16 protein-coding genes are annotated in these 19529 nt (G+C 70.9%); 10 read left to right on the forward strand and 6 right to left on the reverse strand.

The genetic code is table 11. The features are described 5' to 3' along the window. Window positions 1-20: 20 nt before the first annotated feature. The 3 genes from ABD151_RS09245 to ABD151_RS09255 form a co-directional block, all read right to left on the reverse strand. Entirely contained in the window at window positions 21-779 is a 759-nt protein-coding gene (locus ABD151_RS09245; protein ID WP_343993566.1) for an enoyl-CoA hydratase/isomerase family protein, read from the reverse strand. 8 nt (window positions 780-787) lie between these two features. Then, window positions 788-1966, reverse strand: a complete 1179-nt coding sequence (locus tag ABD151_RS09250; RefSeq protein WP_343993568.1) for a thiolase family protein — start codon at window positions 1964-1966, stop codon at window positions 788-790. Between the two features lie 62 nt (window positions 1967-2028). Continuing rightward, a complete protein-coding gene (locus ABD151_RS09255) occupies window positions 2029-3261 on the reverse strand; it encodes a PucR family transcriptional regulator (RefSeq protein WP_343993569.1) in 1233 nt (410 codons plus the stop codon). A 198-nt stretch (window positions 3262-3459) separates the two neighbouring features. On the opposite strand from ABD151_RS09255, the gene ABD151_RS09260 reads away from it, so the two are divergent. From ABD151_RS09260 to ABD151_RS09275, 4 genes are all read left to right on the forward strand, one after another. Further along, window positions 3460-4932, forward strand: a complete 1473-nt coding sequence (locus ABD151_RS09260) for a class I adenylate-forming enzyme family protein (RefSeq protein ID WP_343993570.1) — start codon at window positions 3460-3462, stop codon at window positions 4930-4932. A gap of 1 nt (window position 4933) precedes the next feature. Further along, the gene (locus tag ABD151_RS09265; RefSeq protein ID WP_343993571.1) at window positions 4934-6787 is read left to right on the forward strand and encodes a DUF3556 domain-containing protein; all 1854 of its coding nucleotides are present in this window, start codon (window positions 4934-4936) and stop codon (window positions 6785-6787) included. Next, the gene (locus ABD151_RS09270) at window positions 6784-8214 is read left to right on the forward strand and encodes a phytoene desaturase family protein (protein WP_343993573.1); all 1431 of its coding nucleotides are present in this window, start codon (window positions 6784-6786) and stop codon (window positions 8212-8214) included. The genes ABD151_RS09265 and ABD151_RS09270 overlap by 4 nt, the downstream gene beginning before the upstream one ends. Window positions 8215-8373: 159 nt before the next feature. Beyond that, window positions 8374-11499 carry a hybrid sensor histidine kinase/response regulator gene (locus ABD151_RS09275; RefSeq protein ID WP_343993575.1) on the forward strand — a complete coding sequence of 1042 codons (3126 nt, stop codon included), beginning with the start codon at window positions 8374-8376 and terminating at the stop codon, window positions 11497-11499. A gap of 6 nt (window positions 11500-11505) precedes the next feature. Here ABD151_RS09275 and ABD151_RS09280 read toward each other — a convergent pair whose 3' ends face one another. After that, a complete protein-coding gene (locus ABD151_RS09280; RefSeq protein WP_343993577.1) occupies window positions 11506-12336 on the reverse strand; it encodes a helix-turn-helix domain-containing protein in 831 nt (276 codons plus the stop codon). A gap of 61 nt (window positions 12337-12397) precedes the next feature. Between ABD151_RS09280 and ABD151_RS09285 the strand changes: the two genes are divergently transcribed. Continuing rightward, entirely contained in the window at window positions 12398-12952 is a 555-nt protein-coding gene (locus ABD151_RS09285; RefSeq protein WP_343993579.1) for a TIGR03086 family metal-binding protein, read from the forward strand. A 12-nt stretch (window positions 12953-12964) separates the two neighbouring features. Here the strand turns inward: ABD151_RS09285 and miaB are convergent, their stop codons facing one another. Beyond that, window positions 12965-14440 carry a tRNA (N6-isopentenyl adenosine(37)-C2)-methylthiotransferase MiaB gene (gene miaB / locus ABD151_RS09290; RefSeq protein WP_343993581.1) on the reverse strand — a complete coding sequence of 492 codons (1476 nt, stop codon included), beginning with the start codon at window positions 14438-14440 and terminating at the stop codon, window positions 12965-12967. Window positions 14441-14582: 142 nt separating this feature from the next. On the opposite strand from miaB, the gene ABD151_RS09295 reads away from it, so the two are divergent. From ABD151_RS09295 to ABD151_RS09310, 4 genes are all read left to right on the forward strand, one after another. Continuing rightward, window positions 14583-15359, forward strand: coding sequence for an amino acid ABC transporter ATP-binding protein (locus ABD151_RS09295; RefSeq protein WP_415630119.1), 777 nt, complete (start codon window positions 14583-14585; stop codon window positions 15357-15359). Window positions 15360-15422: 63 nt separating this feature from the next. Then, window positions 15423-16304, forward strand: coding sequence for a glutamate ABC transporter substrate-binding protein (locus tag ABD151_RS09300; RefSeq protein WP_343993583.1), 882 nt, complete (start codon window positions 15423-15425; stop codon window positions 16302-16304). A gap of 99 nt (window positions 16305-16403) precedes the next feature. Continuing rightward, complete coding sequence (locus tag ABD151_RS09305) at window positions 16404-17096, forward strand: amino acid ABC transporter permease (protein WP_343993585.1); 693 nt, start codon at window positions 16404-16406, stop codon at window positions 17094-17096. Next, window positions 17093-17947: an amino acid ABC transporter permease gene (locus ABD151_RS09310; protein WP_343993587.1), complete on the forward strand. Its 855-nt coding sequence runs from the start codon at window positions 17093-17095 to the stop codon at window positions 17945-17947. The genes ABD151_RS09305 and ABD151_RS09310 overlap by 4 nt, the downstream gene beginning before the upstream one ends. A gap of 15 nt (window positions 17948-17962) precedes the next feature. On the opposite strand, the gene ABD151_RS09315 is transcribed toward ABD151_RS09310, so the two are convergent. Then, the gene (locus ABD151_RS09315; protein WP_343993589.1) at window positions 17963-18430 is read right to left on the reverse strand and encodes a hotdog fold domain-containing protein; all 468 of its coding nucleotides are present in this window, start codon (window positions 18428-18430) and stop codon (window positions 17963-17965) included. A 136-nt stretch (window positions 18431-18566) separates the two neighbouring features. On the opposite strand from ABD151_RS09315, the gene ABD151_RS09320 reads away from it, so the two are divergent. Beyond that, window positions 18567-19520 carry an acyl-CoA desaturase gene (locus ABD151_RS09320; RefSeq protein ID WP_343993591.1) on the forward strand — a complete coding sequence of 318 codons (954 nt, stop codon included), beginning with the start codon at window positions 18567-18569 and terminating at the stop codon, window positions 19518-19520. Window positions 19521-19529 lie beyond the last annotated feature (9 nt).

Raw genomic sequence — 19529 nt, forward strand, 5'->3', positions numbered from 1 at the left:
AGTCGTCATGGACGCGTCGGTCACTTCTTGGTGAAGGCGGCCAGCCGCTGCTGAGCGTCCTCGGTGAGGACCGCGGCAGCGATGGTGCGAGCCTCATCGGCGCCTGCCTGCTCACGGGTCTTCTCCCACGAGCCGCGGATCAGCTTGCGGGCCTGGCCGAGTGCGAAGACCGGACCGGCGGCCAGCTTGACGGCGATCGCGCGCGCCTCGGCCTGCACCGACTCGTCGTCGACGACGGTGGTGACCAGACCCCACTCTCGAGCCTCCTCCGCGCTGAGCTGCTTGCCGGTCAGCGCATACTCCAGCGCCCGGACCTGGCCGACCGCGCGCGGCAGCAGCCAGGAGACCCCGATGTCGGGGGTCAGGCCGACGCCCGGGTAGGCCATCACGAACTTGGTGGAGGCGGCGGCGACGATCACGTCGGCAGCGAGCATCACCGAGTTGCCGGCACCGGCCACCGCGCCCTGGACCGCGCAGACGACCGGCTTGGCGAGAGCGTCGAGCTTGCGGGCAGCAAGGTCGAGGGCCTCGGCCAGCTCCAGCAGGAACGCGGCCTGGTCGTCGGCAGCGACCATGGAGGCGACGTCGCCGCCGGCGCAGAAGCGCTTGCCGGCGCCGGTCAGCAGCACCGCGCGGACGCCGTCGTCGTCGGCTGCGGCCTGGACCGCAGCGTCGAGGGCGAGCGCCGTCGGCAGGTCGATCGAGTTGGAGACCGCCGGGCGGTTGATCTCGATGTGCGCCACGCCGTCGGCGACCGCGTAGGTGACCAGATCACTCATGGGGTACCTCAGATCCGCTTGTAGAGGGCGGCGAGCGCCTGGCCGCCACCGATGCACATGGTGACGATGCCGAACTCCAGGTCGTTGCGGACCATGGTCTTGGCCGCACGCACCGAGAGGATGGCACCGGTCGCGCCGACCGGGTGGCCGAGTGCGATCGCACCGCCGTAGGGGTTCACCTTGGCGGCGTCCAGCTCGGCGTCGCGGATCACCGCGAGCGCCTGCGAGGCGAACGCCTCGTTGAGCTCGATGGTGCCGATGTCGGACGGCGCCAGGCCGGTCTGCGCGAAGAGCTTCTTGAGCGCCAGCACCGGGGCGTAGCCCATCAGCTCGGGCTCCATCGCCGCGGTGGCGACGGCCTCGAGGGTGACCAGGCCCTTCAGACCGCGCTCGGCGGCGACGGACTCGCGGGCCAGCACGACCGCGGCGGCGCCGTCGTTGATGCCGGAGGCGTTGCCGGCGGTGACCGTGCCGTCCTTGACGAACGCGGGACGCAGCTTGGCCAGGGTCTCGACGGTGGTGTCGGGCTTGGGGTGCTCGTCGGTGGTGGCGGTGAACGGCTTGCGGCCACCGACCTCGAAGGCGACGATCTCCTCGGCGAAGGCGGCCTTCGCCTCGGCGGTCGCGGCGCGACGCTGCGACTCGACGGCGAACTCGTCCTGCTCGAGGCGGGAGACGCCGTACTTGATGGCCACGTTCTCCGCAGTGACGCCCATGTGGGTGTTGTGGAACGGGTCGGTGAGCATCAGGACGGTGCCGTCCTTGAGCTCGCGGTCGCCCAGCTTGTAGCCGGTGCGGGCGCCGAAGTCGTAGAACGGCATCCGGGTCATCGACTCGTCACCACCGGCAAGGGTGATGTCGGCGCCGCCCCAGCGCATCTGCATCGCGGCCGACCAGATCGCCTGCAGGCCGGAGCCGCAGAGGCGGTTGACGGTGTAGGCGGGGACGTTCTTGGGCAGGCCCGCGGTGATCGCGACCCGGCGGGCGTTGTAGGCGTCCGGCCCGACCTGGCCGATGCATCCCATCACCACCTCGTCGATGTCACTGCCCTCGACACCGGAGCGCTTGAGCGCCTCGACCGAAGCAGCCGCACCCAGCTCGAAGCCCGGTACGTCCTTGAACATCCCTCCGAAGCTGCCGACCGGGGTACGGGCCCCGTCGACAAGCACGATCTTCTCGTCAGCCATGCCTTGCATCGTAGGGCGCGACCCCGACGCACCTGCCGGGGCGGGTATCCGGCGAGACGACCTCAGCGCAGAAGCTCGGGTCCGAGCCAGGCGCAGCCGATCAGCGCCAGCTCCAGATCGAGCCGCTCGGCGTGCAGCGGCTTGCCCCGCGCCTCGAGAGCGCGATCCACCCGGTACTTGACGGTGTTCTTGTGCAGGTGCAGCCGCGCAGCGGTGGCCACATAGCTCTCCCGGTCCTGGACGAACGCCAGCAGGGTCTCCCGCATCCGCTGCGCGGCGCGGGTGTCGGCGGCCAGGTCGCCCAGAGTGTCGGCGACCATCCGCCGCGCGGTCGGCAGGTCGTTGGCCAGCATCGCCGCGGCTCGCACCTCCTGCTCGCCGTAGGAGATCACCGGCGCCCGGTGCTGGCCGAGGCCGGCGACCCGATGCGCGGCGGCGGCACCCAGGTGGGTGGCCCGGAATCCGGACTCCCCCGCCTCGGGCGTGCCGACGGCGATCTGCACGCCCTCCACGCTGCGCAGCAGCTCCTCGATCGCGACCAGGTCGACCTCGCTCTCACGCCCGATCGCCAACCAGCACCAGGCCGTCTGCCGGTCGCGGGGCACGTAGAGCGGCCGGGCCGTGGAGCCGATCCGCTGCGCGATCCGGGCCACCAGCCGCTCGGCGTCGGCCAGGCCGCTGTCACCCGAGCTGGCCCACAGCACCAGGCCGAGGTGCTGCTGGCGCAGCCGGTAGCCGAGCGCGGCCTCGGCGGCGACCACCTCCACCCGGTCGCCGCGCAGCAGCGTCTCGACCATCTCCCGCTGCACCGCACTGCGGTTGGCGAGCCACCGCTCCCGCTCGTCCTGGTAGGCGCCCATCACCGACTCCGAGACCCGGTCGATGTACTCGAAGGAGGTCTCCATCAGCAGCTGGCTGGTGGCCAGCGCCAGCTCCGGCGGGATCGGCCGGTTCGTCAGCTGCTCGCCCGCCCAGCGCAGCACGAGCTGCTGGCCGAGCCGGTAGGCCCGCAGCAGGGCGCTGGGCGGCGTGCCCCGCTGCGCCAGCCGCCGTGCGTACTCGACGGCGGCGGCGGGCGCCTGCACGTCGGACATCGGCACGTGGCCGCGGAAGACATGGGCCAGCATCTCCAGGTTGGACCCGGTACTGCCCTCCAGCATCTCGACCAGGACCAGGTCGCTGGGCAACTCCGGGATCTGGGTGCGGAAGCTGTGCACCAGGCCCTCGGTGAGCTTGGTGCCCTGCTCCGTCATCACCACGGCGATGCCGTGCAGCTCGCGCTCGGCGTCGGCCACGCGACCCTCCTGGGCAGTTGGGCTGCCGACACAAGGCGGTGACGGCCATCACAGTATGGTGCCAGACTCCGCGGCCGTCACGGCTTCGCTCTGAGAGCCCGAATCCCGTCACCGAGTTTGTGCCGCGACACCAAGAAGGCCGCGCTCTGCGCCGCCTAGCGTCGGGCGAACGCATCCTTCCCGATCAGGAGCATCGTGATGTCCTTCACCCACCTCCCCTGGCGCCGTCCGCAGGCGTTCGACGACCGGCCCTGTGTCCGCGACGTCAGGGTGGATCTCAGCTATCGCGAGTTCGGCGAGCGGGTCGACGCCGCTGCCGAGCAGTTCGCTGCGCTCGGCGTCGGCCCCGGCGATGTGGTGGCCACGATGCTGCCCAACCGGGTCGAGCTGCTGATCACGGTGATGGCCGCCTGGCGCCTGGGCGCCGCGGCCACCCCGATCAACCCGAGCTTCACCGCCACCGAGGCCGGCTTCCAGGCCGGCGACTCGGGTGCCACCCTCGTCGTCACCGCCGACACCTCGATGACGCTGGGCGACGCGGCGCTGCTCGACGTCGAGGAGCTGGCCAGCGCGCCGTCCGGGAGCCTGCCGCCGGCCGAGACGGTGCCTGGGGACCTCGCCCTGCTGGTCTACACGAGCGGCTCCACCGGCCGGCCGAAGGGCGTGATGCTCGACCACGCCAACCTGGAGGCGATGGTGGCCAGCATGGGCGCCGCGATCGGCATCGGCGCCGACGACCACTGCCTGCTGGTGCTGCCGCTCTTCCACGTGAACGCGATCTGCGTCAGCTTCCTCACCCCGCTCTCGGTCGGTGCCCGGCTCTCGGTGCTCGAGCGCTTCCACCCGGTGGAGTTCCTAAATGCCGTCGAGACGCTGCGACCGACCTACTTCTCGGCCGTGCCCACCATCTACTCCCACCTCACCGCCCTGCCCGCCGAGGTGACGCCGGACGTGAGCTCGGTGCGGTTCGCGATCTGCGGCGCCGCACCCGCCCCGCCGGCACTGCTGAGCGCGGTCGAGGAGCGCTTCGGGTTCGCGATGGTCGAGGGCTACGGACTCTCCGAGGGCACCTGCGCCTCCACCTGCAACCCGGTCCACGGCATCCGCAAGCCGGGCACCGTCGGGCCTGCCCTGCCGGGCCAGGAGGTGGCCGTCGTCGGCCCGGACGGCGAGCCCGTTCCGGCCGGCGAGCGCGGCGAGGTGGTGATCCGCGGCGCCAACGTGATGCGCGGCTACCTCAACCGCCCCGAGGCGAGCGCCGAGGCGTTGGCGTCCGGGTGGCTGCACACCGGCGACGTCGGCGTCCTCGACGAGGACGGCTACCTGCGGATCGTCGACCGGATCAAGGACCTGATCATCCGCGGCGGCGAGAACCTGTACCCCAAGGAGATCGAGAACGTGCTGCACGGGGCGCCGGGGATCGCCGAGGCAGCGGTGATCGGCGGCCCTGACCCGGTCTACGGCGAGGTGCCGATCGCCTTCGTGTCAGCGACTCCCGGCGGCGCCGTCGACGTCGACGCCGTCCTGGCCCACAGCCGTGCGCACCTGACGAAGGTCAAGCTCCCCGTCGAGATCCACGTGCTCGACGCACTCCCCAAGAACCCGGTCGGCAAGATCGACAAACCCACGTTGCGCCGTCAGCTCACCGCTGCCGGCGTCCAGGAGGCCTGAGATGGGATTCATCAACCCTTCCACCCCGCCGATGCCCCCGGCCGAGTTCCGGACGCTGCCGTTGCGCGAACGGATCCGGGTGCTCTCCACGCACTGGGTCGAGGACGGCTTCGGCACGCCGCGGATGCTGCATGTGGTCTACATGCTGAAGATGCTCGGCCTGTACTTCGCGGTGGGTCTGGCGATCACCGCCGCCACCACCGAGTACGTGCACCTCACCGAGCCGGGCACCTGGTTCGACAACGTCGTCGTCTACCAGAAGCTGGCGATCTGGCTGATGCTGCTGGAGGTGATCGGTCTGGGCGGCACCTGGGGCCCGCTGTGCGGGCACTTCCGGCCGATGACCGGCAACATCCGGTTCTGGCTCCGGCCGGGCACGCTGCGGATGGCGCCCTGGGGCAAGCGGGTGCCGTTCACCGACGGCGACGAGCGGACCCTCGGCGACGTGCTGCTCTATGTCGCCGTGCTGGCCGCGCTGGTCCACCCGTTGCTGATCGACGCCGAGCCGGTGGCCTTCCTGCCGGCCGGGACCGGGCCGCAGGAGCTGGTGCCGGCCCACGCCTTCGTGCCGATCCTGATCCTGATGCCGCTGATGGGCCTGCGCGACAAGGTGATCTTCCTGGCCGCGCGCTCGGAGCAGTACCTGCCGATCATGCTCTTCTCGGCCACCTTGGGCTGGGTGGTGCAGAGCGAGCAGGCCAGCGCGGCCGACTTCGTGAACCTGGTGGTGGCGTTCAAGATCATCATCTGCGTGGTGTGGATCGGCGCCGGCGTCTCCAAGTTCGGCGAGCACTTCATCAACGTGGTGCCGCCGATGGTCTCCAACTCGCCGGGCCAGCTCAACGCGATCAAGCGCGCCCACTACCGCAACGCCCCCGACGACCTGCGGCCGAGCCGACTCGCCTGGTTCATGGCGCACGTCGGCGGCACCACGGTGGAGGTGGTGATCCCGATCGTGCTGCTGCTGACCACCAACAACACCGTCGCCCTGCTCGGCGCCGTGGCGATGCTGATCTTCCACATCTACATCACCTCCACCTTCCCGCTCGCGGTGCCGCTGGAGTGGAACGTCTACTTCGGCTACATCGCACTGGTGCTGTGGGGCGGCTTCGGCGACGGCTTCGACGCCTCGGTCTACAACATCTGGGAGTTCTCCGAGCCGCTGCTGCTGATCCCGATCTTCGCGCTGCTGCTCTTCGGACCGGTACTCGGCAACCTGCGCCCGGACCTGGTCTCCTTCCTGCCCTCGATGCGCCAGTACGCCGGCAACTGGGCCTCCGCGGTCTGGGCCCTGCGCCCCGGCATCGAGGACCGGCTCGCCGAGCTGCCGATGGTGGAGAGCCAGGTCGAGCAGCTGCAGCGGATGCAGCCGATGCCCTACTCGGCCGACGAGTCCGAGATGATGATGCAGAAGGCGTTGGCCTGGCGCTCCATGCACAGCCAGGGCCGCGGCCTCTTCTCGGTGCTCTACGAGCACCTCGACGACATCGAGGAGCGCACGGTCCGCGAGGGCGAGTTCGTCTGCACCACCTTGCTGGGCTGGAACTTCGGCGACGGGCACCTGCACGACGAGCGACTGATCGCAGCGATCCAGCGCCGGCTGCACCTGGAGCCGGGTGACCTGGTGGTCGCCTTCTGCGAGTCGCAGGCGGTGCCGTGGACCGGGCGCCCGCAGGAGTACCGGGTGATCGACGCGGCGCTCGGCGTCGTCGAGCGCGGCTCGTGGAGCGTCTCGGACTGCGTGCGCGAGCAGCCCTGGCTGCCCAACGGCCCGATCCCCCTGGCCGTCGGCTGGACGGCGGACGGCTACCGTCGTCAGCAAACACTCACCGGCGGCAAGGACCCTGTGGCGTGACCTCAGCAGTAGTAGTCGGCAGCGGCCCCAACGGCCTGGCCGGAGCGATCCGGTTGGCCCAGGCGGGGATCGAGGTGACCGTCGTCGAGGCGCACGAGCGCCCCGGCGGCGGCACCCGGACCAGTGAGCTCACCCTGCCCGGGGTGCTCCACGACGACTGTGCCGCGTTCCACCCGACCGGGGTGGCCTCGCCGTACTTCGCCGCGCTCGGCCTGGAGCGGCACGGCCTGGAGTGGCGGTGGCCGGAGATCGACCTGGCCCACCCGCTCGACGACGGCCGGGCCGGGCTGGCCGCCCGGGACATGGCGCTGACCCGGGACAGCCTGGGTGCCGACGGCGCGCGCTGGGCCCGGATCTTCGAGCCGATCGTGCGCCGGTTCCCCGCGCTGATCGAGGAGATCTTCCAGCCGATCCTGCACGTGCCGCGCCACCCGCTGGCGCTGGGTCGGTTCGGCGTGAAGGCGGCGATGCCCGCCACCTGGACCAGTGCCCGGTTCCGCGACGAGCCCGCCAAGGCCCTCTTCATGGGGGTCGCGGCGCACGCCTTCGGACGCCTCGACACCCCGTTCTCCACCTCGGTCGGGCTGATGCTCACCGGCGCGGCCCACGCGGTGGGGTGGCCGGTGGCCGCAGGCGGCAGCGAGGCCATCGCCCGCGCCCTGGTGGCGGAGCTGACGGCGCTCGGCGGCACCGTGCGCACCGGCATCACCGTGACCTCGCTCGACCAGCTCACCGAGGTGGTCGGCAGCACGCCGGAGATCGTGCTGCTGGACACCGCCCCGGCCGGTGCCCTGGCGATCCTCGGCGACCGGCTCGGGGCCCGGATGCGCTCCAGCCTGACCAGGTACCGCTACGGGCCGGCCGCCTTCAAGGTGGACCTGGCGATCGAGGGCGACATCCCCTGGACCAACCCCGACTGCCGCCGCGCGGGAACCCTGCACCTGGGCGGCAGCGCCCGGGAGATGGTCGCCACCGAGGCCACCTCGGTGCGCGGCACCATGCCCGAGCGACCGTTCGTGCTGCTCGGCCAGCAGTACCTGATCGACCCGTCCCGCTCGGCCGGCTCGGTGAACCCGGTCTACGCCTACGCGCATGTGCCGCACGGCTATCCCGGCGACGCGACCGACGCGGTGATCGCCCAGATCGAGCGGTTCGCTCCCGGCTTCCGCGACCGGATCGTCGCCGTCGCCACCCGCAGCCCCCAGCAGTGGCAGGAGTACAACGCCAACTACGTGGGCGGCGACATCGGCGCCGGTGCGAACGACGCGCGCCAGATCGTCTTCCGCCCGAGGTTCGGGACCAATCCGTACTCGCTGGGCGTTCCGGGCGTCTACCTCTGCTCGGCCGCCACTCCCCCGGGAGCGGGCGTGCACGGGATGGGCGGATTCCGGGCCGCCGAGGCCGCGCTGGCCGAGCTGAGGTGCTGAGGATCCGCGCCACCCGGCGCCGTTCCTCGGCGTGCGGCCACAAAGCCGGAGGCTTGAATTGTGTCGCCACGACAAAAGCCGGCGGAGCAGAGTCGATGACGTCGGATCGTGATCTGAACGGGCCGCGCGGCGTCCTGGATCGCTTGTAGGGTGCGGAACGTGGCGAAGACCTCGGACACCGTCGAGCGTGCAGAGTCCTCCCACGCCACCTGGGTCGTCGCCCCCACCGGGGAGACCACCGCGCTCTCGCCGGCGCTTCGCGAGCTGCTCGGCGTCGCGCCCGGTGAGGAGGCCGGCGCGACCGCCGCCGACCGGATCAGCATCATCGACACCGGCCGCGCGCCCACCGACGCGGACGAGCGGTGGGTGCACGTCCTGGTGACGACGCCGACCGGCCCCTGCCTGATGGAGGCGCGCGAGCAGCCGCAGCTCGACGACCACGGCGCCCTGGCGAGCACGACCTACCATCTGCTCGCCCCCGGCAGCCGGACCGCGCATCTGCTGCGCCAGGTGGACCTGATGGTCGAGGCACAGCAGATCGCCCACGTCGGCAGCTGGTACTGGTACCCCGCCACGCGGGAGATCTGGTGGTCGGAGGAGCTCTACCGCCTGTACCGGGTGGACCCGGCGAGCTCGCCCAGCGTCGAGGACTCCCAACGCCTGATCCATCCCGAGGATCGGGTCGCCCTGGAGCAGGCTGTCGCCAGCGCCTTCGCCGGCCAGCCGCACATCGAGTGGGAGGGCCGGCTGATGCTCCCCGAGGGCGGCGTGCGCTGGATCCGCGAGGTCGCCGACGCCGAGTTCGACCAGCACGGCACGCTGATCCGGCTGTGCGGCACCGCGCAGGACATCACCGAGCTGCGGCGCGCCGCGACGCTGGCCGCCGAGGCGCAGGAGCGGCTGATCCTGATGCAGGCCGTCGCCGAAGGTGCCGTGCAGACGGCCACCCTGGCCGAGGTCATCGAGCTCACCGTGCGCGCCGTCATCCAGCACACCTACTGGGAGCCGGTCACCGCGCACCTGCTGCCCGGCTGGATGGCCGCGGAGTCGCTGGTCACGCTGCCCCTGCCGCGGCGCGAGCAGCAGGGTGCCCCCACCACGGCGACGGCGGAGGCCAGCGAGCAGCTGCTCGCCGCGGTCCAGCGCAGCGCGCGGGTGACCGCCGTCCCGATCGAGGCCGCGAGCGGTGGCCGCACGCTGGCCGGCGTCCCGGTGGTGCTCGACTCCGAGCCGGTCGCGGTGCTGCAGTTCGAGGTCGACCGTGACGGCCTGGACGAGCAGACGGTGAACGCCCTCAACCAGCTCGCCGCCCTGCTGGCCAGCGTCGCCGAGCGCGAGCATGCTGCCCACTCGCTGCGTGAGGCACGCGACGCGGCCACCTTGGCGGCCGCGCGCAAGGCCGAGCTGCTGGCGGTGATGAGCCACGAGATCCGCACCCCGATGAGCGGCGCCCTGGGCCTGGTCGACCTGCTGCTGGAGACGCCGCTGGACGAGCGGCAGCAGCGGATGGCGACCGCGATGCGCGAGGCCGGCGATGCGCTGCTCCGGGTGGTCAATGCGGTGCTCGACCTCTCCCGTGCCGACTCCGGGCGCCTCGTCGCCAAGACCATCGAGTTCGACCTGCGTGCCGTCGTCGAGGGTGCCGTCTCGCTGCTGGCGGGACCGGCTCACCAGAAGGGCCTGGAGCTGATCCTCGACATCGACCAGGCGGTCGCGGAGCAGGTGGTCGGCGATCCCGACCTGCTCGCCCAGGCGATCACCAACCTGTGCGCGAACGCGGTGAAGTTCACCGACCACGGCTACGTCCGCGTCGCCGTCGGCCCCGATCTGGAGGACCCTCTCGGCGAGTCGCTCGCGGTCGTCGTCTCCGACACCGGGGTCGGCATCCCCAACGCGGAGACCGGGTGGATCTTCGAGCCGTTCGCCCAGTCCGACCAGTCCTCGACCCGGCATTACGACGGCACCGGGCTGGGGCTCTCGATCACCCGGTCGATCGCAGAGACCCTCAGCGGCAGCATCCGGTGCCGCAGTGAGGTCGCCGTCGGCAGCAGCTTCACGATGAGCCTCCCACTGCCGCCGGCCGGGCACCGCCAGCCGCAGCATCGCTGGCTCGAGGACGCCGCCGTGCTGATCGCCGACGCGCATCCGGTCGCGGCCCGCGCCCTGACCCGGCTGTTGGACGGGGCCGGCGCCGAGGTCTCCGCGCTGGCCGGCAGCGCGCTCGCCGATCGGCTCGCCCACTGGGACACGCCCCGCCCCCGCCGCCTGGTGATCGTGGACGGCGACCCGACCAGTGATCGCCTGGCCGAGCTGGCCGACCTGGCCGACCTGGCCGAGGCGGCCCGTGGGGACGCCGGGGCCGCGGTCGTGGTGCTGGTGCCGGACGCGGCGGCCGCCGGCGAGGAGGCGGCCCGCAGCCTCGGCCTGACCACCCTCACCAAGCCGGTGCGGCGCGACGCGCTCTACCGGGCGGCCCGCCAGGCGTTCGGCGATCCGCTGCCCGAGGTGCCTGGGCCCCAGACCGACGGCGCTGCGCCGCACCGCCTGCTGGAGGTGCTGATCGTCGAGGACAACCCGGTCAACCAGCTGGTCGCGGCCGGCTTCGTGGAGTCGCTCGGCCACCGGGTGACCGTGGTGGACAACGGCGCCGAGGCGAGCAGCGCACTGCGCCAGGAGCACGGCTACGACGTGGTCCTGATGGACTGCCGGATGCCGGGCATGGACGGCTACGAGACCACCCGGATCACCCGCGAGCACGAGGCCGGCACCGGGCGCCACGTGCCGATCGTGGCACTCACTGCCAGTGTCCTGCTCGAGGAGCAGGAGCGTGCCTACGAATCCGGGATGGACGGCGTGCTGGCCAAGCCGATCGACCGGGACAAGCTGGCTGCGACGCTCCAGCTGTGGGGCGGGCAGCCGCGGATCAGCCCCACCCCCTCCGACGAGCTCGCGCCGTTGCTGGCCGTCGAGCGGGTCCGGGAGCTGCGCGGCCTCAGCAAGGACGGCGTCGACCTGTTCAGCAGGGCCCGACGCTCCTTCCTGGACTCCTTCGAGACCGACCTCGCCTCACTCGCCGATGCGGTCGCCGACGAGTCCGGTGCGCTGCCCCGGATCGCGCACTCCCTGGCAGGCAGCGCGCACACGGTCGGGCTGGCCCGGCTCGGCACCCTGCTCTCCGCGCTCGAGCGCCGCTGCGCCTCCGAGCCAGCCGACCGCCTGCACCGCCGCTTCGACGAGATCCAGCTGACGGCGCGCGCCTCGGTGAGCGTGCTGCGCGAGTTCTGAGCCGGGTCAGTCGCGCAGCTCGGCCGCGAACCTGCCCGGCGTGAGACCGGTGACGGCGTGGAAGTCGCGGCTGAAGTGCGCCTGGTCGGCGTAGCCGAGATCGGCCGCCACCGCTGCCAGGTCGAACGCGGTGGCCCGGTTGCGCAGCATCGCCGCTGCCTCCTGGAGCCTGCGGCGCTGGATCAGCCACTTGGGCCCGAGCCCGACCCGGCGGGCACAGAGCCGTTGCAGGCTGCGTTCGGTGATCGCGAACTCCTCGCAGACCTGGGCCACCCTGCGCACCTCGGCCGAGCCCTCGGTGTGCTCGACGATCCGGTTGATCAGCAGGCCCTCCTCGTCGACCGGGCCGAGCGCGCGCAACTGCTCCTCGACCAGGCCGGCCGCGACCCGATGGCCGGCCTCGGAGCCCGGGTCGGCTGCCATCGCCGCGCGCACCCCGGCCGCCAGCCGCTCGCCGTCGATGCCGGCCAGGCCCGCCAGCGGACGCGCCGCGTCCACCAGCCCACTCACCGGGCCGCCCAGGAGCAGCGCTCCGGCGGCCGGCTGGAGCAGGGTGCCGAACGCCCAGCCGGAGCCGCTCAGCTCACGGGTGCCCAAGCCGGTCGTCGGCCCGACGAGCATCGCCGCCTCGGCCTCGATCACCAACAGGCACACGGGATACTGCAGCACGCGCTGCACTGTGGAGGTGCCGGCTGGCAGCGACCAGACGGGGATCCAGTGCCTGCGCACCAGATCGGCGAGGTCGGCGTCCGGGAGGTAGCGGTGGATCGGCGGCGCGCTGCCGGCGGCGTCACGCAGATGGGCGGGCTCGTCGGGATCGATCCGCTCTTCGGGCATGAGGGCCATTGTGTCGGGTTTCTTCAATCCCTGCGGGCATCCGCCGGCGCAGAGTGGAGCCATGACCAGCAACCAGCAGACCCTCGACCAGTTCCACACGTTCACCGACCGCTTCACCCGGGTCGTCGACAGCATCCCCGCCGGCGGCTGGACCCAGCCGAGCCCGTGCGCGGGTTGGAGCACCAGCGACGTCCTCGACCATGTCCTGGACAGCCAGCGCGACTTCCTCTCCCGGCACGGACTCGAGGTCGGCGAGGCACCCACCGGCGAGCCCGGTGACCGCTGGCACGCGCACGTGACCGCCGTCCGCGCGGCGTTGGGCGACGGCGAGGTGTTGGGCACCGAGTTCGACAGCTACTTCGGGCCGAGCACGATCGGCGCCACGCTGGCCACCTTCTACGGACTGGACCTGGTGGTGCATCGCTGGGATCTGGCGCGCGCCGGCGGCGTCGAGACCGAGCTGCGCGACGACGAGCTCGACCATGTCGAGGCGTGCCTGGACGAGCTCGGCGAGAACATCTACTCCCAAGGCGCCTGTGCACCCGCGGTCGAGCCGCCGGCCGACGCCACCCGGGCCGAGGCAGTCATCGCCCGGACCGGCCGCGACCCCCGCTGACCCCTCGGGGCGTCAGCTGCAGGCGGGGGCGTCCGGCAGGGGTGCCGGGACGCCGATGCTCGGCATGCCCAGGCCGACTCCCTTGCTCGGCGCGGGGGCTGCGGTGCGCCGCTCCCAGGCGTCGCCGGCGCGGGTGCGGCGCACCGCGATCACCGGGTTGTCGGCGACCAGGTGGTGCGGCGCGGCGTAGGTGACCTCGACGGTGACCATGTCGCCAGGGCGGACGCCATCGGCGCCGTCGGCGTTGAAGTGCACCAGCCGGTTGTCCGGGCCTCGTCCGGTGAGCCGGTGGGTGGCGGCGTCCTTGCGCCCCTCGCCCTCCGCGACCATCAGCTCGACGGTGCGCCCGACGAGCGACTTGTTCTCCTCCCAGGCCACCTCGGTGACCAGCTCGGTCAGCCGCTGGTAGCGCTGCTTGACCACCTCGGGGTCGACCTGGTTCTCCAGCGTCGCTGCCGGGGTGCCGGGGCGCTTGGAGTACTGGAAGGTGAAGGCGCTGGAGAAGCGGGCCTCGCGGACCACGTGCAGGGTCTGCTCGAAGTCATCCTCGGTCTCGCCGGGGAAGCCGACGATGATGTCGGTGGTGATCGCGGCATTCGGGATCGCGGCGCGGACCCGCTCGATGATGCCGAGGAACTTGGACTGGCGGTAGGAGCGCTTCATCTCGCGCAGCACCTTGTCGGAGCCGGACTGCAGCGGCATGTGCAGGCTGGGCATCACGTTCGGCGTCTCGGCCATCGCCGCGATCACGTCGTCGGTGAACTCGGCCGGGTGCGGGCTGGTGAAGCGGACCCGCTCCAGGCCCTCGATCTCGCCGCAGGCACGCAGCAGCTTGGAGAAGGCCTGGCGGTCGCCGAACTCGACGCCGTACGCGTTCACGTTCTGGCCGAGCAGGGTCACCTCGGTGACGCCCTCGGCGACCAGCGCCTCGATCTCGGCGAGGATCTCACCCGGGCGGCGGTCCTTCTCCTTGCCACGCAGGCTCGGCACGATGCAGAAGGTGCAGGTGTTGTTGCAGCCCACCGAGATCGAGACCCAGGCGGCGTAGGCGGATTCGCGGCGCGTCGGCAGCGTGGAGGGGAAGACCTCCAGCGACTCCAGGATCTCGACCTGGGCCTCGGCCTGCGAGCGGGCCCGGTCCAGCAGCGCCGGCAGCGAGCCGATGTTGTGGGTGCCGAAGACGACGTCGACCCACGGCGCCTTCTTGGTGATGGTGTCGCGGTCCTTCTGCGCCATGCAGCCGCCGACGGCGATCTGCAGGTCCGGCTTCTTCGCCTTGACCGGCGCCAGATGGCCGAGGTTGCCGTAGAGCTTGTTGTCCGCGTTCTCCCGCACCGCGCAGGTATTGAAGACGACGACGTCCGCCTGCTCACCCTCGGGGACGGCGAGGTAGCCCGCCTCCTCGAGGAGGCCCGAGAGCCGCTCGGAGTCGTGGACGTTCATCTGGCACCCGTGGGTGCGGACCTCATACGTGCGCGCGCTGCTCATAACCGCTCCAGACTACGTGATGGCCCCCGCCCCACGCCCGTTCGCGGCACCCCCGACTGCCGCGCCCCGACGGGTCACGTCCGGATAACAAAGCCTCGGACGGTGTGGCGCGGGTCACATCAGAGTCGCTACGTTGGCAGGTATGGCGATCTCGGAACCCGCCAGCGTCCAGGCACCCCATGGGGAGCCCCTGGTCGTCCTGGAGGGCGTCAACAAGTGGTTCGGCGACCTGCACGTGCTCCAGGACGTCAACCTCTCGATCGCCCGCGGCGAGGTCGTCGTGGTGATCGGCCCCTCGGGATCGGGCAAGTCGACCCTCTGCCGCGCGATCAACCGGCTGGAGACGATCGACCAGGGCCGGATCACCCTCGACGGCATGCCGCTCGCCCAGGAGGGCAAGGCACTGGCGAAGCTGCGCGCCGAGGTCGGGATGGTCTTCCAGAGCTTCAACCTCTTCGCGCACAAGACGATCCTCGAGAACGTCACCCTCGGGCCGATCAAGGTACGGAAGGCCTCCAAGTCCGCCGCTCGCCAGCATGCCCAGGAGCTGTTGGAGCGGGTCGGCGTCAGCGCGCAGGCGCAGAAGTACCCGGCCCAGCTCTCCGGTGGGCAGCAGCAGCGCGTGGCGATCGCCCGCGCGTTGGCCATGGAGCCGAAGGTGATGCTCTTCGACGAGCCCACCTCCGCCCTGGACCCGGAGATGATCAAGGAGGTGCTCGACGTCATGGTCGAGCTCGCCGAGCGCGGCATGACGATGATCGTGGTCACCCACGAGATGGGCTTCGCGCGCACCGCCGCCCACCGGGTGCTCTTCATGGCCGACGGCCAGATCGTCGAGGAGGCGACCCCCGACGAGTTCTTCAACAACCCGAAGTCCGAGCGCGCCCGCGACTTCCTCTCCAAGATCCTCAAGCACTGATCGCAGGGCGGACGACCTCCCCACGGTTCGGTCTCGGCCCGAACAACCGACAAGGAGACCCACATGTTGCGCAGCAGAGCCAGGCTCGCCATCGCCGGCATCACCCTGATGACCGCCTTCGCGGCCTGCGGCGACGCCGGAGACGACGACGAGGGCAAGGACGTCGACGCCGACACCGATGCCGCCTCGCAGATCGAGGACGGCACCCGGATGGCGGAGATCCGCGACGCCGAGTCGATCACCATCGGCGTGAAGTTCGACCAACCGGGCCTCGGCTTCAAGTCCGCCACCTCCGACGTGCCCACCGGCTTCGACGTCGAGATCGCCAAGATCCTGGCCTCCAAGCTCGGCCTCGACACCGACGAGATCACCTGGGAGGAGACGGTCTCCGACAACCGCGAGCCGTTCCTGGAGGAGCGGAAGGTCGACCTCGTGCTGGCCACCTACTCGATCACCGACGAGCGCCGCCAGGTCGTCGGCCAGGCGGGGCCCTACATGCTCACCGGCCAGCAGCTGCTGGTGAAGTCCGACAGCGACGTCGAGAGCATCGCCGACCTCAACGGCCAGGAGGTCTGCTCGGTGACGGGCTCGACCTCGATCGACCGGATCAACGAGCAGGGCGCCAAGGGCGTCGGCTTCGCCTCCTACAGCGAGTGCGTGCAGAAGGTGCTCGACGGCACCGTCGAGGGCATGTCCACCGACGGATCGATCCTGGCCGGCTACGCCGCCGAGAACGAGGGCGAGCTCAAGGTGGTCGGCGACGAGTTCTCCGAGGAGCGGATCGGGGTCGGCTACAACAAGGAGCAGACCGAGTGGTGCGAGTGGATCAACGGCGCACTGACCGAGGCGTTCGAGGACGGCTCCTGGGCCGAGGCCTTCGAGAGCACCCTCGGCAAGTCCGGCGTCGAGACGCCCGAGCCGCCCGCACTCGACCCCTGCACCTGAGCCCGAGAGGAGAGGCATCCGCCCCGAACGGGCAGGCGTTCGGGGCGAGCCGCCAGGCGTTCGGCCCGAGCCGTCGCCCCGTGACCGGAAGGAGCAGCAGTGGAAGCGGTCCTCGATGACTTCGACACCTATCTGAAGGCGTTCGGCTACACCCTGCTGCTCTTCCTGGTCGCCGGCGTCGCCTCGATGATCATCGGCACCTTCCTGGCCGCCTGCCGGGTGAGTCCGGTCCCCGTGCTGCGGGGCGCTGCCGCGACCTGGGTGACACTGGTGCGCAACACCCCGCTGGTGATCGTCTTCGGCACGCTGTCCTTCATGGCGCCGATGCTCTGGACGCGGCTCAACTTCCGCTGGGTCGACGTGCACATCGGCCCGTTCGACTTCACCGCGTTCTTCTCGGCCGCGGTGCTCGCGCTGAGCCTCTACACCTCGGCCTTCGTCTGCGAGGCGATGCGCTCGGGCATCAACGCGGTCCCCCTCGGCCAGGCCGAGGCGGCGCGCGCGATCGGGCTGCCGTTCAGCGGCGTGATGACCCAGGTCGTGTTGCCGCAGGCGCTGCGCGCCTCGGTGCCGCCGCTGGCCAGCGTGCAGATCGCCCTGATCAAGAACACCTCGGTGGCAGCGGTCTTCGGCGTCGCCGAGGCGACGTCGCGGATGACCAGCTTCAACAACGACTTCGCCAGCCAGCGCACCTCGATCTTCCTCTGCTTCGCGGTCGGCTACATCGTGCTGGTGGAGATCTTCTCCTTCTTCAGCTCCCGCCTCGAACGTCGCTGGAGGGTCGCCCGATGAGCACCAACGTCCTCTTCGACGCCCCCGGCCCCCGGACCCGTCGCCGGCACGCGCTCTACTCGGCGCTCAGCGTCCTGGGCATCCTCGCCCTGATCGCCTGGTGGCTGTGGCGTCTCGACCAGAACGGCCAGCTGGCCTACGAGAAGTGGGAGGCGTTCGTGACGCCGTCCTACGTGCGGGTGCTGCTGGTCGACGGCCTGTTGCAGACCTTGAAGATGGCCGCACTCGCGATCGCCTTCGCCGTCGCGTTCGGCTTCACCTTCGGCGTCGGCAAGCTGTCGGACCACCGCTGGGTGCGCTGGCCGAGCTGGCTGGTGGTGGAGTTCTTCCGCGCCGTCCCGGTGCTGCTGCTGATGATCTTCGTCTGGTACGCCCTCGGCATCGCCAAGGACGGCACGAGCTTCTGGGCGGTGGTGATCGCGCTGACCCTCTACAACGGCTCGGTGCTGGCCGAGGTGCTGCGGGCCGGCATTCTCGCCGTCCCGCGCGGACAGTCCGAGGCGGCCTACGCGCTGGGCATGCGCAAGACCCAGGTGGTCTCGATCGTGATGCTCCCGCAGGCCGTGAAGATCATGCTGCCCGCGATCATCAGCCAGTGCGTGGTCGCCCTCAAGGACACCGCCCTGGGCATCGCCATCGCCGCACCCGGCCTCACGCTGGTCGCGCGCCAGATCTACCTGGAGCAGAACAACCGGGTGCCGACCATGCTCGTGGTGGCCGCGCTGTACATCACGGTGAACCTGATCCTGACCGCGCTGGCCACCTGGCTGCAGCGGCGCTACGTCGGCGAGAAGCGGCTCGAGGTGCCGATGGTCGGCGACGCCGAGACCCGCGGCAAGGTGCCGGCCTGAGCCGGGGCGTCGTCGTCAGCGCTGCGGCTTGGGCGTGACCCAGAGCCGGATCTCGCCCTCGATGACGACGGTGCCGTCGTCGCGCACGCCCTTGACGCTGACCCGCACGTCGGGGTTGTCGCTGGTCCAGGCGGCCGGGTCGGTCTCGGCGATGCAGGTGATGTCGCTCGACGCCTTGGCCGGGTAGGCGACCTCCATGCCCTTGGGGATCCACCGCTTGTCGGGCGGGCAGGTGGACTCGGCGAGCGCCCCCATCGCGGCCTCGAGCCCGTTGCAGAGCGCGATCACGTGCAGCGTCTTGATGTGGTTGTGCACCGCGCGCCGCTTGGGCACCACCAGCTCGGCGTAGTTGGGGCGCAGCTCGACGAACCGCGGGCGCACGGTGGCGAAGTACGGGGCCTTCTGGGAGAACGCGAACGAGAAGAGCTGCTTGCCCAGCGGTAGGGCGGTCGTCTTCTTCCACAGCGTCAGGACCTGGCTCATGTCCGCCATGCTACCGGCCGGTAACCAGAAGTCCAGAAAGTTCACACTTCGCTGACTGGCAGTTCTACGAGGCCGTAACCTACGGTTGCGTAGGGAAACGCCGCACGGGCGCCCGCACCACAGCGATTGGGGAGACATGACTGCGACGATCGAGGAGATCGCCGACGCGCCGCTGGCCACCATGGGCGGCGACAGCCAATCGCTCAAGGAGAAGGTCGCTCTCGGGCTCTTCATCGCCGTGCCCTTCGTGGCCTTCTTCGCCGCGATCCCCGTCGCCTGGGGCGGCTGGCTGAGCTGGACCGACGTCGTCATCGCGACCGTCATGTACTTCGCGACCGGTCACGGGATCACCGTCGGCTACCACCGGCTCTTCACGCACAAGTCGTTCAAGCCCAACCGGTTCGTGAAGTGCACCCTGGCGATCCTCGGCTCGATGGCGATCCAGGGCCCGGTCGTGCGCTGGGTGGCCGACCACCGCAAGCACCACAAGTTCTCCGACCGCGACGGCGACCCGCACTCGCCGTGGAAGTACGGCAACCGGGTCCGCGACCTGGTCAAGGGCCTCTTCCACGCGCACATCGGCTGGCTCTTCGACACCGAGCAGACCCCGCAGCGAAAGTACGCCCCGGACCTGATGAAGGACGGCGACATCACCCGGATCAGTCGGCTCTTCTGGCTCTGGACGCTGATCTCGCTGGCGCTCCCGCTGGTCCTCGGCGGCCTGCTCACCTGGTCGTGGCAGGGCGCACTCACGGCGTTCTTCTGGGGCTCGATCGTCCGCGTCGGCCTGCTGCACCACGTCACCTGGTCGATCAACTCGATCTGCCACGCGATCGGCGACCGGCCGTTCGTCTCGCGCGACCGCTCCGCGAACGTGTGGTGGCTGGCGATCCCCTCGATGGGCGAGTCCTGGCACAACCTGCACCACGCCGATCCGACCTGCGCCCGCCACGGCGTGCTGCGCGGTCAGATCGACACCTCCGCTCGGGTGATCTGGCTGCTGGAGAAGGCCGGCTGGGTCACCGACGTCCGCTGGCCGGTCAAGGAGCGCATCGACGCCAAGCTGGTCCGCAACCAGGCCGTCGCCTGACCAGCGCGC

This window comes from Nocardioides dubius (assembly GCF_039528155.1).
In the GTDB taxonomy this organism is placed as follows: domain Bacteria; phylum Actinomycetota; class Actinomycetes; order Propionibacteriales; family Nocardioidaceae; genus Nocardioides; species Nocardioides dubius.

Excerpts from the sequence above, each read along its gene's own strand:
- ABD151_RS09245 (WP_343993566.1), bottom strand. The coding sequence starts at position 779 with ATGAGTGATCTGGTCACCTACGCGGTCGCCGACGGCGTGGCGCACATC.
- ABD151_RS09250 (WP_343993568.1), bottom strand. The coding sequence starts at position 1,966 with ATGGCTGACGAGAAGATCGTGCTTGTCGACGGGGCCCGTACCCCGGTC.
- ABD151_RS09260 (WP_343993570.1), top strand. The coding sequence starts at position 3,460 with ATGTCCTTCACCCACCTCCCCTGGCGCCGTCCGCAGGCGTTCGACGAC.
- ABD151_RS09265 (WP_343993571.1), top strand. The coding sequence starts at position 4,934 with ATGGGATTCATCAACCCTTCCACCCCGCCGATGCCCCCGGCCGAGTTC.
- ABD151_RS09280 (WP_343993577.1), bottom strand. The coding sequence starts at position 12,336 with ATGCCCGAAGAGCGGATCGATCCCGACGAGCCCGCCCATCTGCGTGAC.
- ABD151_RS09285 (WP_343993579.1), top strand. The coding sequence starts at position 12,398 with ATGACCAGCAACCAGCAGACCCTCGACCAGTTCCACACGTTCACCGAC.
- miaB (WP_343993581.1), bottom strand. The coding sequence starts at position 14,440 with ATGAGCAGCGCGCGCACGTATGAGGTCCGCACCCACGGGTGCCAGATG.
- ABD151_RS09295 (WP_415630119.1), top strand. The coding sequence starts at position 14,583 with ATGGCGATCTCGGAACCCGCCAGCGTCCAGGCACCCCATGGGGAGCCC.
- ABD151_RS09300 (WP_343993583.1), top strand. The coding sequence starts at position 15,423 with ATGTTGCGCAGCAGAGCCAGGCTCGCCATCGCCGGCATCACCCTGATG.
- ABD151_RS09310 (WP_343993587.1), top strand. The coding sequence starts at position 17,093 with ATGAGCACCAACGTCCTCTTCGACGCCCCCGGCCCCCGGACCCGTCGC.
- ABD151_RS09315 (WP_343993589.1), bottom strand. The coding sequence starts at position 18,430 with ATGAGCCAGGTCCTGACGCTGTGGAAGAAGACGACCGCCCTACCGCTG.
- ABD151_RS09320 (WP_343993591.1), top strand. The coding sequence starts at position 18,567 with ATGACTGCGACGATCGAGGAGATCGCCGACGCGCCGCTGGCCACCATG.